At 34.3% G+C, this 17442-nt stretch carries 19 protein-coding genes; 14 read left to right on the top strand and 5 right to left on the bottom strand.

Translation table 11 applies throughout. The annotated features are described in order from the left end of the window. The first annotated feature begins 22 nt into the window (after positions 1-22). The 4 genes from asbE (at position 23) to bcbE (ending at position 3685) form a co-directional block, all read left to right on the top strand. The gene (asbE, locus tag AC3WTA_RS05665; protein ID WP_000200723.1) at positions 23-1006 is read left to right on the top strand and encodes a petrobactin biosynthesis protein AsbE; all 984 of its coding nucleotides are present in this window, start codon (positions 23-25) and stop codon (positions 1004-1006) included. Positions 1007-1042: 36 nt separating this feature from the next. Next, positions 1043-1885 (top strand): petrobactin biosynthesis 3-dehydroshikimate dehydratase AsbF, encoded by an 843-nt coding sequence (gene asbF / locus AC3WTA_RS05660; RefSeq protein ID WP_000877690.1) that lies wholly within the window; start codon positions 1043-1045, stop codon positions 1883-1885. Positions 1886-2011: 126 nt separating this feature from the next. Further along, on the top strand, positions 2012-2218 hold the full coding sequence (locus tag AC3WTA_RS05655; protein ID WP_000113545.1) for an alpha/beta-type small acid-soluble spore protein: 207 nt from the start codon (positions 2012-2014) through the stop codon (positions 2216-2218). Positions 2219-2455: 237 nt separating this feature from the next. Next, positions 2456-3685 carry a bacillibactin exporter BcbE gene (gene bcbE, locus AC3WTA_RS05650; RefSeq protein ID WP_000913346.1) on the top strand — a complete coding sequence of 410 codons (1230 nt, stop codon included), beginning with the start codon at positions 2456-2458 and terminating at the stop codon, positions 3683-3685. Between the two features lie 53 nt (positions 3686-3738). Here bcbE and AC3WTA_RS05645 read toward each other — a convergent pair whose 3' ends face one another. Continuing rightward, entirely contained in the window at positions 3739-4353 is a 615-nt protein-coding gene (locus AC3WTA_RS05645; protein WP_001287292.1) for a LysE/ArgO family amino acid transporter, read from the bottom strand. Positions 4354-4471: 118 nt separating this feature from the next. Between AC3WTA_RS05645 and pdxR the strand changes: the two genes are divergently transcribed. Continuing rightward, positions 4472-5914: a MocR-like pyridoxine biosynthesis transcription factor PdxR gene (gene pdxR / locus AC3WTA_RS05640; RefSeq protein WP_000443456.1), complete on the top strand. Its 1443-nt coding sequence runs from the start codon at positions 4472-4474 to the stop codon at positions 5912-5914. A 12-nt stretch (positions 5915-5926) separates the two neighbouring features. Then, positions 5927-6094: a DUF3933 family protein gene (locus AC3WTA_RS05635; protein ID WP_000816376.1), complete on the top strand. Its 168-nt coding sequence runs from the start codon at positions 5927-5929 to the stop codon at positions 6092-6094. Positions 6095-6205: 111 nt separating this feature from the next. Here the strand turns inward: AC3WTA_RS05635 and AC3WTA_RS05630 are convergent, their stop codons facing one another. Further along, on the bottom strand, positions 6206-7171 hold the full coding sequence (locus tag AC3WTA_RS05630; RefSeq protein ID WP_000686805.1) for a patatin-like phospholipase family protein: 966 nt from the start codon (positions 7169-7171) through the stop codon (positions 6206-6208). Positions 7172-7258: 87 nt separating this feature from the next. Beyond that, positions 7259-7405 (bottom strand): YjcZ family sporulation protein, encoded by a 147-nt coding sequence (locus tag AC3WTA_RS05625; RefSeq protein WP_000540425.1) that lies wholly within the window; start codon positions 7403-7405, stop codon positions 7259-7261. Between the two features lie 220 nt (positions 7406-7625). Here AC3WTA_RS05625 and AC3WTA_RS05620 point away from each other — a divergent pair, with 220 nt between their 5' ends. The 4 genes from AC3WTA_RS05620 (at position 7626) to AC3WTA_RS05605 (ending at position 10477) form a co-directional block, all read left to right on the top strand. Next, a complete protein-coding gene (locus AC3WTA_RS05620) occupies positions 7626-8378 on the top strand; it encodes a YwqG family protein (protein ID WP_001041260.1) in 753 nt (250 codons plus the stop codon). Between the two features lie 145 nt (positions 8379-8523). Further along, a complete protein-coding gene (locus AC3WTA_RS05615; RefSeq protein ID WP_000520869.1) occupies positions 8524-9684 on the top strand; it encodes a transglutaminase domain-containing protein in 1161 nt (386 codons plus the stop codon). A gap of 103 nt (positions 9685-9787) precedes the next feature. Continuing rightward, complete coding sequence (locus AC3WTA_RS05610; protein WP_002203457.1) at positions 9788-9985, top strand: DUF4083 domain-containing protein; 198 nt, start codon at positions 9788-9790, stop codon at positions 9983-9985. 30 nt (positions 9986-10015) lie between these two features. Next, positions 10016-10477 carry an NUDIX hydrolase gene (locus tag AC3WTA_RS05605; RefSeq protein ID WP_000024987.1) on the top strand — a complete coding sequence of 154 codons (462 nt, stop codon included), beginning with the start codon at positions 10016-10018 and terminating at the stop codon, positions 10475-10477. A 45-nt stretch (positions 10478-10522) separates the two neighbouring features. Here AC3WTA_RS05605 and nadE read toward each other — a convergent pair whose 3' ends face one another. Next, entirely contained in the window at positions 10523-11341 is an 819-nt protein-coding gene (gene nadE, locus AC3WTA_RS05600; protein WP_000174887.1) for an NAD(+) synthase, read from the bottom strand. Between the two features lie 270 nt (positions 11342-11611). On the opposite strand from nadE, the gene AC3WTA_RS05595 reads away from it, so the two are divergent. The 4 genes from AC3WTA_RS05595 (at position 11612) to galT (ending at position 16824) form a co-directional block, all read left to right on the top strand. Next, on the top strand, positions 11612-13492 hold the full coding sequence (locus tag AC3WTA_RS05595; RefSeq protein WP_001025973.1) for an ABC transporter permease: 1881 nt from the start codon (positions 11612-11614) through the stop codon (positions 13490-13492). A 116-nt stretch (positions 13493-13608) separates the two neighbouring features. Further along, positions 13609-13896 carry an AbrB/MazE/SpoVT family DNA-binding domain-containing protein gene (locus AC3WTA_RS05590; RefSeq protein WP_000648329.1) on the top strand — a complete coding sequence of 96 codons (288 nt, stop codon included), beginning with the start codon at positions 13609-13611 and terminating at the stop codon, positions 13894-13896. A 275-nt stretch (positions 13897-14171) separates the two neighbouring features. After that, the gene (locus AC3WTA_RS05585) at positions 14172-15122 is read left to right on the top strand and encodes a serine protease (protein WP_001089046.1); all 951 of its coding nucleotides are present in this window, start codon (positions 14172-14174) and stop codon (positions 15120-15122) included. 211 nt (positions 15123-15333) lie between these two features. Beyond that, positions 15334-16824, top strand: a complete 1491-nt coding sequence (gene galT, locus AC3WTA_RS05580) for a UDP-glucose--hexose-1-phosphate uridylyltransferase (RefSeq protein ID WP_000640225.1) — start codon at positions 15334-15336, stop codon at positions 16822-16824. Between the two features lie 304 nt (positions 16825-17128). Here galT and AC3WTA_RS05575 read toward each other — a convergent pair whose 3' ends face one another. Further along, the gene (locus AC3WTA_RS05575) at positions 17129-17437 is read right to left on the bottom strand and encodes an ArsR/SmtB family transcription factor (RefSeq protein WP_001259914.1); all 309 of its coding nucleotides are present in this window, start codon (positions 17435-17437) and stop codon (positions 17129-17131) included. Between the last annotated feature and the right edge of the window lie 5 nt (positions 17438-17442).

The following is a 17442-nucleotide window of genomic DNA, read 5'->3' as shown; positions in this document are numbered from 1 at the left end:
TTTTAGGAAAGTGGATGAGAATATGACTTCAATTAAAGTTCACTGTTTAGTGAGTTGTTTTTGCGAAATTATAAAAAGGCGTAGCGATATAGATTTTCGTCCCTTTTATTTTGGACTATGGGACGGCGATTTTGATATAACAGAAGGCGGAATTATATCGTATCACTCCGAAAATATTAACCACGATAATTATTTATTATGGTATGAAAAATTGTATGGCATGAAAGTGAACGAATGGTATGATCATGCAAAAGATAAGGATAGCAATGTAGAAACGTTTTTACAATTAGTAGAAAACAAGCCAGAGAATCGCTATGTCATTGTAATGGTAGATATGTCTCTATTACCAGAGAGGGAAAATAAATTCCATCAAAAACCGTTTCCGCATTATTTGATGATATCAAAGACGGAGAAAGAAGAAGAATGGTTCATGCTAGATCCTGATTTTCGCTGGGAAGGGAATATGGAAAGAGAAAAAGTGCTCCACTCTGTTCAAGATAACCCATTTGGTGGAGGGTATTTCATTGATATAGAAGAAATTCAGGAGCCAACAGAAGAAATGGTAGCAAGTTATTTCATAGAAACTTTCAAAAGAACTGACAATGAACTGACTATGGAGCTGAAAAATTTAATTATAAAAATGGCAAATGAAGAAGATGGGTATTCGCTTTCTGGTCTTGTACCGGCAGTCAAACAAATACCAGTACTTGCGATTCGTAAATATAGTTATGAACATGCCTTTGCATACTTCCGTGAAACGTTGCAATATTCGGAGCAAGAGTTTGATTATTGGTGTGATCGAGTAGAGGATATTGTACAAGGATTTACAAATGTACAGTATCGAGCAATTAAAATGGCAATGACGAATAATACAGGCATGTTATTATCAATTGTTAAAAAGTTGGATGAAATGAATGCAATTGAACTGCAAATTAAGGCTGAATTAGAGAGACAGTTTTTATTATGGAAAGAAATGAAAACAAACGAGTCTGTCTTAGTATTATAAAAGCTAACTGAATTTAAGATAAGGGAGTTCAAACCTATGAAATATTCATTATGTACTATTTCCTTTCGTCATCAATTAATTTCATTTACTGATATTGTTCAATTTGCATATGAAAACGGTTTTGAAGGAATTGAATTGTGGGGGACTCATGCACAAAATTTGTATATGCAAGAGTATGAAACGACAGAACGAGAATTGAATTGTTTAAAGGATAAAAACTTGGAAATTACGATGATAAGTGATTACTTAGACATATCATTATCAGCAGATTTTGAAAAAACGATAGAGAAATGTGAACAAATTGCAATATTAGCTAATTGGTTTAAAACAAACAAAATTCGTACGTTTGCTGGACAAAAAGGTAGCGAAGATTTCTCGGGACAAGAGAGAAAAGAGTATGTGAATCGTATTCGCATGATTTGTGAAGTATTTGCTCAGCATAATATGTATGTACTTTTAGAAACACATCCAAATACGTTAACGGATACGCTGCCTTCTACTTTGGAATTATTAGGAGAAGTAGATCATCCGAATTTGAAAATAAACCTTGATTTTCTTCATATATGGGAGTCTGGTGCAGATCCAATAGACAGCTTCCATCGACTAAAGCCGTGGATACAACATTACCATTTTAAGAATATATCGTCAGCAGATTATTTGCATGTGTTTGAACCAAATAATGTATATGCAGCAGCGGGAAGTCGAATTGGTATGGTTCCATTATTTGAAGGTGTGGTAAATTATAATGAGATTATTCAGGAAGTGAGAGATACTGACCATTTTGCTTCACTCGAATGGTTTGGACATAATGCGAAAGATATATTAAAAGAAGAAATGAAAGTATTAACAAATAGAAATTTAGAAGTAGTAACTTCTTAATATAAAATGATGTAAGAGTCTCTCATTGTAGAGACTCTTTTTTTAAAAATATAAATAACCAAAAATTACCATGTATTTAAATTAAAATTTAACACAATTTATATATAAATAAGGAGGTGATTGGTAATGGCTAGAAATCGTAATTCTAATCAATTAGCATCACATGGAGCACAAGCAGCTTTAGATCAAATGAAATATGAAATTGCACAAGAATTTGGTGTACAACTTGGAGCTGACACTTCTTCACGTGCAAACGGTTCTGTAGGCGGTGAAATTACAAAACGTCTAGTAGCGATGGCAGAACAACAACTTGGTGGCGGATATACTCGCTAATTGTAGAAGGTTATAGGAGAAAGGAAGGATTCTTCCTTTCTTTTTTTTTCAATTAATTGGTATGAATATATTGCGAACTGGATTCAAAGAATAGGAATAATACTATATTTTCCCCAATTTCTTTTGTTGTAAATGGGAAGTAGTAAAGATGTAATAGCCCTGGTGGAATGAAAAATTACGTTCCAGCAGGGCTATTATATGGTCAGAAATATACGATGAAAGGGTTCCGAAGCCAACATGTTAAAAAAAGAAAACTGTTGTTTAATTGCGCTTGCATCAGTTCCACTTGTTATGACATTAGGGAATTCAATGCTCATTCCAATCCTACCGACTATCGAAAAGAAATTACATATTTCATCGTTTCAAGTATCCATGATTATTACAATTTACTCTATTGTAGCCATTTTACTTATACCGATTGCTGGTTATTTATCAGATAGATGGGGACGAAAGATGATAATGGTTCCGAGTTTGCTGATTGCGGCTATAGGAGGAGCGATAACTGGTTGGGTATCATGGAAAGTTGATAATCCCTACACTTGGATATTGATCGGTAGAGCGATTCAAGGTATTGGTGCTGCTGGTGCAATGCCAGTTGTTATACCGTGTGTTGGTGATTTATACAAAGATGAAAAACAAGTTAGTACAGGTTTAGGAATCATTGAAACATCCAATACATTTGGAAAAGTGCTGAGCCCTATTTTAGGATCTGCTCTTGCTGCCATTGTATGGTTCTTACCATTTTGGGCAATTCCAGTTTTATGCATAGTATCAATTGTTTTATTACTTGTTCTAGTAAAGGCAAAGAAACAAGAAGGAGAAGTGCCACCACTTAAAGAGTTTATAAAATCTATTATCTCTACGTTTCGAGAAAAGGGAAGATGGTTAATTGCCATTTTTGTATTAGGTGCAATTATTATGCTTATTTTATTCGGAATTCTCTTTTATTTGTCGACGATACTGGAATCAAAGTATGACATACATGGTATATGGAAAGGTTGTGTACTTGCTATCCCGTTACTTGTACTGTCACTTAGTTCATATATGGCGGGTAAAAAAATTGGAGATAATCAAAATGTAATGAAGAAGTGTATTTATATTGGTTTTTTAATGGCAGCTGCATCAGTCATCATTCCTTTATTTATAAAAGGGATTTATTTACTACTTCTTTGTCTCGTTATTATGGGGATAGGAATTGGTATGGCACTCCCATGTTTAGACGCCCTAATTACACAAGGAATTGAAAAGGAGCAAAGGGGGACAGTTACGTCATTTTATAGTTCCATGCGATTTATTGGTGTAGCAGCTGGACCACCTCTATACTCTTTTTTCATGAAAGGTGCTGACCATGAAGTGTTTTATGTAACAAGTATTTTCGCTGGTATCGGTGCTGTTATAGCAATGATTTGGATTAAACCAGCAAAAGATGCAAAGACGGTAAAACAGAAAACGGAACCTACTTCATAACCTGTAAGAGAATTGCATGGTGTTTTAAGGAACATGCAATTCTCTTTCGTTCATTAAGAATACATAACTTGTTTTAACATATAAAGCGCGACGCCCCAAATGATGAGACCCGAAAACTTATTTAATAATACGATTGTCTTTCCGGTTGAGTCTATTCTTTTTAGAAATTTCCCCGCTAAGGCTAAGCTTATAAACCAAATCCAAGAAACGATAATAGTTGCAAGTGTGAAAGCCCATTTTTCACTTTCTATGTATTGAATAGAATTTGTTCCGATTACACCGATTGTATCTAAAATTGCATGTGGATTTAATAACGAAACCGATGCAGCGAAAAGGATTTGCTTTTTTAATGGCATACTGTTTTCTTTTTTTATATCGTTGGAAGGGTTACTTCTCCAAATAACAAAGCCCATATATAGGAGAAAGAAAAATCCAATTATATATAACGTGTTAGTTAGCCAAGAAAAAGTAAGGAGTATAAGGGAGACACCCTGCACTGCAATCAATATGAGTAACGTATCACATATAGAGGCAGTTAATACTACAGGGGCTGCCCTCCAAATGTTTGGTTGGCTCGCACCTTGGTTAAAGACGAAAACATTTTGGACACCTAATGGAATGATAAGACCAAATGCAAGAATGATACCATGAATAATTGCTTCACTCATCATATTACCTCCTATTTTAATTCAGTATGATAGTGTATATTGTATAGAAGAAATGAAAATTTGTATCCATCCATATGATTGGAGAGGTTACCAACCAAAAAGAATATAAGGTGATATGATGGAAAGCTTTGTTTGGAAACCGAATATGTCTCTAGCGACTCCTCTGTATAAACAAATAGAAACGTATATAAAAGAAAGAATCGTTAATGGAGAATGGACTGTTGGAACGAAATTGCCTTCACAAAGAGATTTGGCACATACATTCGGTGTGAACCGGAGTACAATTGTAATGGCTTTCGATGAACTAGTGGCAAAGGGATACATTGAAGGGAATGGCAGGAAAGGAACAATTGTTGTAAATAATAATGAGAATGCTTCAACGTACGCGCCCCCGCCTAATTGGCAGTCTTATGTAGAAACAGGACTTCATTATCCGAATCTGCCTGCTATTCAAGAGATTAATCAAGCTGAATTTTATCCGCATGTAATTCGTTTAGGAACAGGTGAGCTCGCGCCAAGTCTTTTACCTGAAAAAAAGATGAAAGATATTATGAATAAGCTTTTAAAGTCGAGCATGATACTTGGGTATGAAGAACCGAAAGGGAATTTCTATTTAAGGAAGAAAATTGCGGACTATTTAAAAGGACATGGTATAGATGTAACTCCTGATTCTATATTAATTGTTTCAGGAGCAATTCAAGCGTTGCAACTTATTTCTATGGGGCTTCTTCAAAAAGGGGCATCCATCTTATTAGAAAAACCATCTTATTTATATTCTCTTAATGTTTTTCAATCAGCAGGAATGCGTTTAATTGGTATACCAATGGATGAGAACGGTTTACATGCATCATATATTACGAAATATAAGAAGCAATTTAATGCATCTATTTTATATACAATCCCGTCTTTTCATAATCCGACGAACTTTAGTATGAATGCGAAGAAACGAATAGAAGTGATGGAAATATGTAACGAAATTGGTTTGCCTATTATAGAAGACGCGGTGTACCAAGACTTATGGTTTGATGAGCCTGTTTCAAAGCCTTTAAAAGCATATGATAAAAACGGAATTGTACTACATATTGGGAGTATGTCTAAAGTTATTAGTCCAGGGTTAAGAATTGGATGGATTGTTGGATCTGAGCCAGTCATTCAAAGATTGGCAGACATAAAAATGCAAACAGATTATGGTTCAAGTTCTATATCCCAGCAAATTGCAGCGGAATGGTTTGCAGATGGATTGTATGATGAACATTTACAGTTTGTAAGAACTAAGTTGAAAAAACGTAGAGATTTTATGTTGCAAATGTTAGAGAAATATTGTCGTGATATAGCAACATGGTATGAACCGACAGGTGGTTTTTATATTTGGTTACATATGAATGTACCCGTTTCGAACCGTAGCTTATTCGACAAAGCTTTGAAAGAAAAGATTTTATTAAATCCAGGTACTTTGTATGATAGAAGTGCAAACCAATTTTTGCGTCTATCCTATTCATACGCAACGTTAGAAGAAATTGAAATAGGTATCAAAAAACTTGCACAACTAATGAAAAAGTAAGAGGAGAAAATAATGAAACAATACGTAATTTGCCAAATTATCAATGGAGAAAAATATTTAGCTGCTTATGCGGAGTCGAAGCAGGATGCAATTGAAAAAGCAGAATTGTTAGGATTACGAACGGGAAATCGATACACAGTTATTACTGCGGAAGAAGCTGAAGGGTTAACGTATCCTTAAGCAACGAATAATAATGATGCAGCAGGAAGTAAATAAGCCTCGTAATCTATGATATTACTAGGCTTATTTTTTTTGAAAGCGTTACGTGTTCTCGTATGAAAAATAATAGTATTATGAGTCAAGTTGACGGAAATACCGATTTGTTTTTCGGTCCTGATTTCCGTTTCTATAGTCATCGATATATTGTCTGAAGTTCCAAGATTGTAAAAACTTATTTGCGGCGTTATAACCAGAATTGTAAAGCCACTCTTTTTCTTCCTTTGTTAACTCAAAGTTTGTACTTGTAATGGATCCTGTTGGAATTGTAATCGTTCTTGCTTTTGATTCCTTATCTAAATGACGTAAATCATGGGCTTGCATCATTGTTTTAAAAAGTCCTTTGAACATGGAAATAGGCTCATTGTAGTGGGCAGGATCAGCTTGAATCTCATCTTTTACGAAATGAAATCCAAATGTTGGCCAGCGAGGAGAGGAAGGTGAGTCGAAAATCCAAATTGGGTAATTGCTTAAAATCCCTCCATCAACCATATAACAAGGTTGCTTCCATTTAGGGGTTCTCCATTTTACCGGTTCAAAGAAGAAGGGGATTGTACTACTCATTCTTACAGCTTTAGCAATAGAGAAGCGATAATTTAAAAATCCGTAGTTTGGTAAGTCATCAGGAAAGATAACCATTTTACCATTACTTATATCAGAAGCGATAATTTTAAGCTTATTTAAATCAGGTAAATCTGTAAATAAGTGAACTCCTTTTTTGCGAAGTAATTCTTCAATCCATTCTTCTATAAATATATTGGAGTAAATACCAAGAGTAGTCCATGCACTTAATCCTTTTCCGATAAAGGGGATTCTGTCAATAAAGGTTCTCTTCGTAAATTTATTATAATCGATATCAGTTATAATCGTTTTTAACTCTGAACAAGAATATCCTGCTGCTAGGAGCGCAGCGATAATGGAACCAGCTGATGTTCCAGCTACACGCTCCCATTCATAGCCTTTTTCAGCTAACGCGCAAATTGCCCCTACATGTGCAATCCCGCGTACACCGCCTCCTTCAAAAACACCATCAATCTTCATCAATCATACTTCCTTTCGAATAAAAGATTTGAAAATGGAAAAAAAGCACGTATTGTACGTGCTTTTTTACAATAGTTTTTAAATTTACTAGCAGCCTACAAAGCCGCCCCAACAGCTAGCTCCGATGATGATTAGAAGGATAAATAAAACGATTAATAAAGCGAAACCTCCATAACCACATCCACCACAACTACCGCCGTAACCGTAACCGCCGCAACTATATCCGTAACCCATGTGGAATTCCTCCTTAAATTAAAAATAAAAATGAACGAGGGGAAAATGTACTGGAAGAAATAATGAACTATCGTGTTTGTAGGAACAATGTATACTATGCTTTTTTTAACTTGTTCGCGTATGAAGGAAGAGCCCGTTTTTTTGGAGGCTTGTTGTTTTTACAAAGAATGGAGTATAATTTTTGTGCGATGATATAAATATGTAAATGTAAGGAGAATTTATGAATAAACAAATTGAAGTATTAATTGATAAATATGGGCTGACACATTTAAAAGAAGAACTTATTAATACTGTATTTCCTAGTGTGAAAGTTGTGCCAAAGCAGGAGGAAACAGTTGCGGTAGGTAGTTCGAAAATGGGAGGAGTTCCTGATTTACCATCTGCATTTGAATACCCAATGTACAAAGGAAACCGGTTACAGTTTATCGCTCAATTTAATTTAAATGATTTACAAAATGTTGGTATGGAGCACAATCTTCCTAAGACAGGGATGTTATATTTCTTTAGCATTGAAAATTACTTTGAAGAAGATGTGAATCCAACTGAAGCGGGGCGTGTACTTTATTATGATGTTACTGTAGAGCAATTACAAAGGGCCGATGAATTGCAAACAAATTATAACCAGTGTGTAACTACTTTTGAACTGACATATAAATTGCCAGAGCTTTTCATTGAAGATGAGGCTGATTCAGATCGTTTCTTACAATTGCTTGAAGAACTAATCCCAGACAACTATGATAACCATCAAATGTTTGGTGAGCCATTTTCTGTACAAGAGGAAGTATTATATGAGACAGGAGAATATATGGGGATAGACCCGCAGCAAATGACGCTTTTATTCCAAATCGATTCAGATACTAAAAATTGTAATATGATGTGGGGAGATTTAGGAATGCTTTATTTCTGTATTGGAAATGAAGACTTGAAAAATCGACGTTTTGAAAATACATGTTGTGTATTACAAACTTGTTAATGAAAAAGGTTGTTCTTGTAAAAAGAACAACCTTTTTACAATGTTAAATATGCATAATCTCATATGACCTATACGAAAAAGTATTGTATACTCTGAAACTATACGATACTTTTTCGTATAGTTATAGAATATAAGGAGTGACATGATGGGAAAGACAAGTAAGTATGTGACAGCTGCCGCACTTTGTTCAACTATAGTAATGGGAGGCTTACAGGCGTCATCTGTATCTTATGCAGCTACGAATTCAACTGTAGCGACATCACAATCAGATGCAAAGTTGTTAAATGATTTTAGAAAAGAATTAAAAAAACAGGTTGATAATCGAGAAGAAAATATTACAATCACATATAAATCAAAAGATAGAAATGCTAGAAATGTTATGGACCAATTGTATGGCGAGTTTAATAAAATTGTAGATGCAGATGAGTATGTAAAATATAATGTAGCGTCTACTAAATATTCTATTAAAGGGTTACCAGGAAACTATACGTTTACACTGCAAGTTAAGTACCGTGAATCAAAAGAGCAAACACAATATGTGAAATCTCAGGCAAAAGCAATTATCGGTTCAATTGTAAAACCTGGAATGGATGAGCATGAGAAAGTAAAAGCGATTCATGATTATGTTGTGAAACATGTATCTTATGATACGTCTTATAAAGCGTATACAGCATATGAAGCATTAGCAAATCGTTCTGCCGTTTGCCAAGGCTATACGTTATTAACGTATGAGTTGTTAAAAGAAGCAGGTATTCAAAATCATATTGTAACAGGCACTGGGAATGGACAAGCTCATGCATGGAATTTAGTAAACATTGAAAATAAATGGTATCACATTGATACGACATTCGATGATCCAGTACCAGATAAAGCTGGGCGTGTAACATATTCATATTTTAATATGTCTGACGAGCAATTAAGTAAAGATCATGAATGGGATCGTAGTAAATATCCGGCGGCAACTGCAAGTTACTTTAATGAATTAACAAACAAAATAAAAACGGGTAGTTCAAAGACTGCTGCGTATGAACAAATGTTAAAAGAAACAAATTTAAAATATTTGTCTGCACAATACGGGGCAGATAATTATAGTGAATTTAAGAAAAAATTACAGCAACAATTCGCTTCTAAGCCAGAAAAGGTAGAAGTACGATATAAGCAATCTATGGATGGAACAATGCAAGATATAAAGAAAGTGTTAAATGAAATAAATTGGCCAAAAGGTGCAAAACGTGTATCTTATGAAGTAGCACCATATAGTGCGATGGCAGATTATTCATTAGCGACAATTACATTTACGTATTAATTAATGAAGAAGAGCATCTGTAAAAGGTGCTCTTTTTATTATGTATCACTTTAAAAAACAGAATTGTGTGATAAAATACAAAAAGGAAGGATGTGGGATTGGAATGAATTTGTTCGAAAGTAATATTTTTACATTAATATATACTTGTTTAGTAATCGGACTTATCGTTTTGTTTTTCCTATCATTTACTTTGTTCCTTAGAAGATTATTGCAAAACAGCGCTGCAAAAAAACAACATGTAATTAATATGAATAAGAAGCTAGATCGAATGATTGAATTGCTTGAAAAAGATAAGAAATAGTGATAGAAGATGTATGAAAAGGGGAAGAGGATGGCTAATTATATAAAAGAATTACGTGAAAAAGTAGGGCACGACTGTGTTCTCATAAACTTTGCGGGTGGTTGTGTGTTAAATGAATCTGGCGAAGTATTACTGCAAAAAAGAGGTGATTTTAATGCTTGGGGATTTCCTGGCGGTGCAATGGAAATCGGAGAATCTGCCGCAGAAACCGCGATTCGAGAAATAAAAGAAGAAACAGGTTATGATGTAGAAATAAATGAGCTTCTCGGGGTGTATACAAAATATTTTCAAACATATCCAAATGGTGATAGAGCTCAGTCAATTTTAATATTCTTTTCATGCTCAATTGCCGGTGGAGAGCAAAAAGTAGACGGTGATGAAACGTTGGAATTGAAGTTTTTCCCGCTAAACAAAATGCCACCATTGTTTAATCAACAACATGAGGATTGTTTACAGGACTTACTAGAGAAAAGAGTAGGGGTGTATCGTTAACATAAAAAAGAAGCTAATGAGATTAGCTTCTTTTTTATGTTTTATTTATTTCCACCAATCATCAAACATTGATGCTGGAACTTGTCTTTTATGTTCGCTCACTGTGTAACGTTTTTCAATTTTTTCTGCAACGTCAGTTGGAACTGCTTTACCTTCTAAATAATCATCTAGTTGATCATACGTAATACCTAACTCTGTTTCATCAGCTTGACCTGGTTTTTCATCTAATAAATCAGCTGTTGGCATTTTTAAGTAAAGTCGCTCGTCTGCACCTAATTCTTGTAATAGAGCGCGTCCTTGGCGTTTCGTTAATCCCGTTAATGGTAATAGGTCTGCACCACCATCTCCGAATTTTGTAAAGAATCCTGTAACAGCTTCTGCCGCGTGATCAGTTCCAATTACAAGTAGCCCTTGTTGACCACCGATTGCGTACTGCGTAACCATACGGATGCGTGCTTTCACGTTACCTTTATTGAAATCTGTTAATGATTCACCTAATAAGTTTTCGTATTGATTTGAGAAAGCATCAACTGTTGAAGCGATATCAAATGCAATAGATTGATCAGCTTGAATAAATTGTAATGCTAATTGCGCATCATCTTCGTCTTTTTGCACTTTATAAGGAAGGCGCACGGCGATAAACGTTGCGCTACCACCTTCATTACGAATTTCCTCCACTGCAAGCTGAGCTAAACGTCCAGCTAATGTAGAGTCTTGTCCGCCACTAATTCCAAGTACAAATCCTTTCGCACCTGTTTTTTTTACATAATCTTTTAAGAAATCAACACGTTTACGGATTTCTGCTTTCGGATCAATTACAGGCTGAACATGTAATGCTTTCATAATCTGTTCTTGTAATGTCATTATGTTTCCTCCTATTCATATTAAAGCAGTAATTAAGTTTATATGTATATTGGTACATACTTCTATCCTTTATTATTTCGCAAAACTAGCGAATATACAATAGGATGCGTGTATGAATATGAATGTAGTCATTATAATGAAACTGCTTCGTTTAAGCAATTTTTTTGAAACCTTTCAATAATGTAAGGTTTTTGTCATTTGAATCGATGGAAGGTATTTCCGTATTTTACTAATATAAAAACATAGTTAGTAGAAGGGCGGAGAAGTAATATGAATATTAGAGAACTCGCATACCGGAATGTAACGCGAAATAGACGAACATACTCAGCATATTTTTTAAGTAGTGCATTTGCTATTATGGCCTTTTTTGTGTATTCATTTTTTGCGTTTCATCCGGCATTAAGTGCTGGAGAACTGGGGCAATACGTGTTCGTAAGTATGTCTTTTGCACAGTCCATTATTTACTTATTTACATTTTTCTTTATTTTATATTCGATGGGAATGTTTTTAAAAACGAGAAAGCGTGAATTAGGAATTTTAATGATGTTAGGTATGACGAAATATCAATTAAAGCGTCTTATCTTCTTTGAAAATATTATGATTGGGATAGGGGCAATTATTTTTGGAATACTTGCAGGAATGCTATTTTCTGGAATGTTAATATTTGTAGCTCCGATGATATTAAAATTAGATATTTCCTTAGCTTATTACATACCAATGAAAGCCATTGTTGTAACGAGTATTATGTTTTTCGTATTATTTATGATCATTTCATTGTTTAGTGCAGGAATGATTCGGAAAAATAAAATTATGAAATTGTTTAGAGGATCAGCAGAAGCGAAGCCGGAACCGAAAGCTTCCATTATTTCTTCTATATTAGCAGTCATATTGCTTAGTGCGGGATATGCGGGAGCACTTATGTCACACGGTGCAATGGTATTTGTCATGATGATTCCTGTTACAACGGTAGTCATTATTGGTACGTATTTGCTGTACAAGCAGTTGAGTGTCTTTATTATTAGACTATGTAAAAAAAGTAAACGTTTCTATTGGACACAGACAAATATTGTTACGTTATCAGATTTAGCTTACCGTATGAGAGACAACGCCAGAATGTTCTTTATTGTAACTATTATTTCAACTGTAGCATTTTCAGCAATAGGTACATTAGTTGGTTTCGCATCAATGACGAAAGAAATTATGGAAAGACCAATTGCGTTTCATTACCACTCCAAGCAAGGAAATAGTAATGAATCACAGCATTTGAAGATAATTGATGAAGGATTAAAGAAGCATAGTATAACAGCTTCTAAAGCTACTATTTCAACGAAAAGGTCAGAGGAGCAGTCTTTAAGAAGTGCTATTTTCATAAAAGAATCAGATTATAAGGAGTATGCGAAGTTAACAGGAGAACCATTTCAAACTGTAGCAAATAAAGAAGCTTTATTTTTATCAGTCGATATACCAGGCCCACCGATGAAAGAAAGAAAAGAAATTACTTTACCACATTTGAATGAATCTTTAAAAGTGAAAAAAGTTAATACTTCTTCATTAAGTAAAATACTAAGAGGTAACGTTTATGTAATCTCTAAAAATCAATATGATGCATTACAAGAAGGATTTAAAGAGGAAAAAGATTATGTGTACAAAACAGAAGGAACGAAAGATGAAATAGAGGTTGGTAAAGAGCTTACTCATCAAATGAAGATTTATGAAGAACATGCAATGTTTAGTGCAGAAGAGTACGAACAAAACCAAAGTTTACAAATCGCAGGACCAATTCTATTTGTAGGTTTCTTTATTGGTATAGTATTTTTCGTATGTGCAGGAAGTTTCCTTTACTTCCGTTTGTTTTCTGATTTGGAGGATGATACTCGTTTGTTTGAAATGATTCGAAAAGTAGGCTTAACGAGTGGAGAGTTATCGAAAGTAGTTACAATTCGATTGGCACTTTTATTCTTCGTTCCAATAGGCGTTGCAACATTACATGGGGCAGTAGCATTAACTGCACTCGGACAGATGTTTGAGTACTCACTATTTAAAGAAAATGCGATTGTATTAAGTATTTTCGTAGGAATTCAAGTTGGTTACTTTTTACTGATAAGATCTCGTTATTTAAAACAATTGAAAGAGAGATTACGTATTCGTTAAATGTGTTTTTTTAACTTGAGTACAAAATTTTCTAAAAAGAGACAAGTATTACCAAAAAGTGATAAAATGGAAAGAGCGAGGTGGAAAAAATAATAGAAAGTAAGGGGGGGAGTATTATGAAAGCAACAGGAGTTATTCGAAAAGTAGACGAATTAGGACGAATTGTTATTCCTAAAGAATTACGTGATGTATTGGGAATACAAATCAAATCACCACTTGAAATTTTCGTAGAAGAAGATAAAGTCATTTTACAAAAATATCAACCTTACAATGCTTGTCAAATAACAGGTGATGTTTCAAATCAAAACATATCATTAGCAAATGGAAACATTACTGTTAGTATAGATGGAGCGAAACATTTAATAAAAGAAATAGAGAAGTTTTTAAATAAGAGTGAGGCTTAGTCTTAATTTATTTTATTTTTAAAATTTCATATCATTCTTTAAAAACTATGAAAGGACCATTAAATTGGTCCTTTTATTTTTGTTATTGGTTGTACCAATCGGATTTTTGGTGAATAAAAATTACGAGATAAATAAAAAGAGTAGTATAAAATTAGTAAGCTATATTGAGAAATATTTTTAAGGAAGGAAAACGAAACGAATAAAACGAATTTTACATTTAAACCTTTTCAAAAGTGGTCTGAAATGAAAATAATATATTTTCAGGAGGGATTACGATGAATAGTAGTACAGCGAATAAACAAAAAGGTATACAATTGATTCCTTTTACAGTAGATAAGGTGGTTGAACAAGTAAATGAAATTCCACCAGGTGTACAACTCATTCATGCTCCACAAGTATGGGAGAAGAGTGCGAAAGGAAAAGATATTGTTGTTGCCGTATTAGATACAGGTTGTGATGTGAATCATATAGATTTAAAGGATCGCATTATCGGTGGAAGAAATTTCACGAAAGATTACGAAGGGGATCCAAATATTTATCTTGATAATAACGGACACGGTACTCATGTAGCGGGGACAATTGCAGCGACTGAAAATGGTGTCGGTGTTTTAGGAGTCGCACCACTTGCTAAAATGTTAGTGTTAAAGGTTTTAGCGGGAGATGGTTCTGGAAGTTATGAGCAAATTATTGAGGCGATTCATTATGCTGTAAATTGGAGAGGACCTAATAAAGAAAGAGTTAGGGTCATTTCAATGTCACTTGGTGGCCCGCAAGACGTTCTAGAATTACATGAAGCAATTCAAAATGCGGTAAGACAAGATGTTCTCGTCGTATGTGCTGCTGGGAATAATGGAGATTGTAATGATAATACAGAGGAACTAGATTTCCCAGGTGCTTATTCCGAAGTAATTGAAGTCGGCGCTGTCAATTTAGAACGGAAAATCGCATGTTTTAGTAATTCGAATCAAGAAATTGATTTAGTGGCGCCAGGTGATGAAATATTATCTACGTATCCCGAAGGAAAATATGCGGTATTAAGTGGTACTTCTATGGCAACACCGCATGTTGCTGGAGCGCTGGCATTGCTCATTAAGCAGTGTGAGAGAGAATATGGTAGAAAGTTATCAGAGCCAGAAATATATGCACAACTTATTAAAAGAACTGTACCTTTAGGGTATGAACGTACATCTGAAGGGAATGGATTAATAGATTTATTAAAAGAATAGCAAATACGAAAAAACATCTCATATGAATATGAGATGTTTTTTCGTATGGTTCTGTCGCATATACAGGAGAATCTAGTATTTAATTCTTTTTCATGCAACGTATATTAGAATGGTGGTTATCCTATACGTCTGTTCATAAAATTATAAAAAGTACATAGAACTTGCATCGTAACAACGAAAACCGCTATAAGGTTAGAGGAGGTATATACTGATGATATATCAAGCTATCCAGCAGTTAATTGATCGTGCTATTGAAGTTCAATTAATTGAAAAAGAAGATGAAATATATACAAGGAATCAAATCCTTTCCTTACTTCGTTTAGATGACTTTGTAGTGGAAGCGTCAGCGCCCGCAAAGAAAGCAATTTCGGAGTTATTGGAAGAGTTAATTGAATATGCTTGTATGCATAAAGTCATTGAGGCAGTAATGGACGAGAAGGAGATTTTAGCAAGTGCAATTATGGATGTATTTATGTCCAAACCGTCCGTTATCAATTCTCTATTTTATGAAAAATACGAACAAAATCCGAAGGCTGCGACAAATTACTTCTATGAGTTAAGTAAAAACAGCAACTATATCCAAATGAAGCAAATTGCCAAAAATATAAATTATAAAGTAAATACGGAATATGGACCCATTGATATAACGATTAATTTATCAAAACCGGAAAAAGACCCGAAACAAATTGCTAGAGAGAGAGTATTGGAAAGTACAAATTATCCAAAATGTTTACTCTGTATTGAGAATGAAGGATATAGAGGCAGAATTGGACATCCAGCACGCTCGAATCATCGTATGATTCGTATGAATCTTACAGATGAAAGCTGGTTTCTACAGTATTCTCCGTATATATACTTCAATGAACACTGTATTGTATTGTCTTCAGAACACCGTGATATGAAAATTGACCGTCAAACATTTTTACGTTTGTTAAAATTTGTAGAAAAATTCCCGCATTATTTCCTTGGTTCTAATGCAGATTTGCCTATTGTAGGAGGATCTATTCTAACACATGACCATTATCAAGGTGGAAATTATGAATTTGCTATGGCAAATGCATCAAACGACTTAATTTTTGAACTCACTAACTTTCCAGAAATGCAATGTTCTATTATTAAATGGCCAATGTCAGTTATTCGCTTAAGAAGTAACGACATAGAACAAATAGTAAATACAGGGGAGTACATATTAGAGAGGTGGAAGGGATATAGTGATCCTTCTGTTCATACATTTGCATTTACGAATGATGTTCCACATAATACGATTACGCCGATTGCCCGCTATCGGAATGGTATATACGAATTGGACCTTGTTTTGCGAAACAATCGTACAAGTGAAGAACATCCGCTAGGTATTTTCCACCCTCATGCGGAAATACAACATATTAAAAAGGAAAATATCGGACTGATTGAAGTAATGGGGTTAGCTGTACTTCCGGCGCGTTTAAAAACAGAACTTCAGGAAGTGGAAAAATTCTTACTTAACATTCCAAGTGATATTCCAACGCCTCATATACGATGGGCAGAACAATTAAAAATCAAATATGACAATCGGATACATGAACACAATGTACAGGAGATTATAAGAGAAGAAGTGGGACGGAAATTTATACAGGCGCTTGAAGATGCTGGTGTTTTTAAGCGAGATGACGAAGGGATATCGGCATTTAAACGTTTTATTCAGAGGTTAAATAAGGAATGAACTTAGTAGTGATGGTGATTACAAAATGACCTAATTATATGATAAGGGAGGTAATAATATGGAGGAGTGTGAGCATAAGCAACTACAGGAATTGAAACAGATAGGCGGCCCTGTATTAATGATGTGTATAAAATGTAATCAAATAATTAAAGTGTCCAAAAGATCCAGTACAAAAATAAAGTGAAAAAGAATGAATCGTATATATTTCTAGTGTGTGATGAACAAAGTTCCTTCTGATTAAAGTTGCATTTTATTAAAAGAATAGAAAAAATTAAAAACATCTCATATGAATATGAGATGTTTTTTAGTATGGTTCTGTCGCATGTAATACGACCTCTAATAAACCGGGGAATCTAGCATGTAAGTCATCTTCACGAATTGAAATGAAACGTTGTGTGCCTTCAAGGCGTGTATACATAACACCAGATTCACGTAACACTTTGAAATGGTGAGATAAAGTTGATTTCGCAATTGGAATGTTTAACGCACCGCAAGATTGTTCATTTTTCTCTAATAGCATAGTTACAATTTGTAAACGGATTTGATCGCTAAGTGCGTATAAGACAGAAGAGAATTGAATTTCTTCTCGATTTGGATGATAGAGAGTACGCATTTTTT

Source organism: Bacillus sp. EB106-07-01-XG149 (assembly GCF_058791555.1).
Note: the sequence above shows the minus strand (reverse complement) of the source record. Positions and strands in the feature narration are given on the sequence as shown.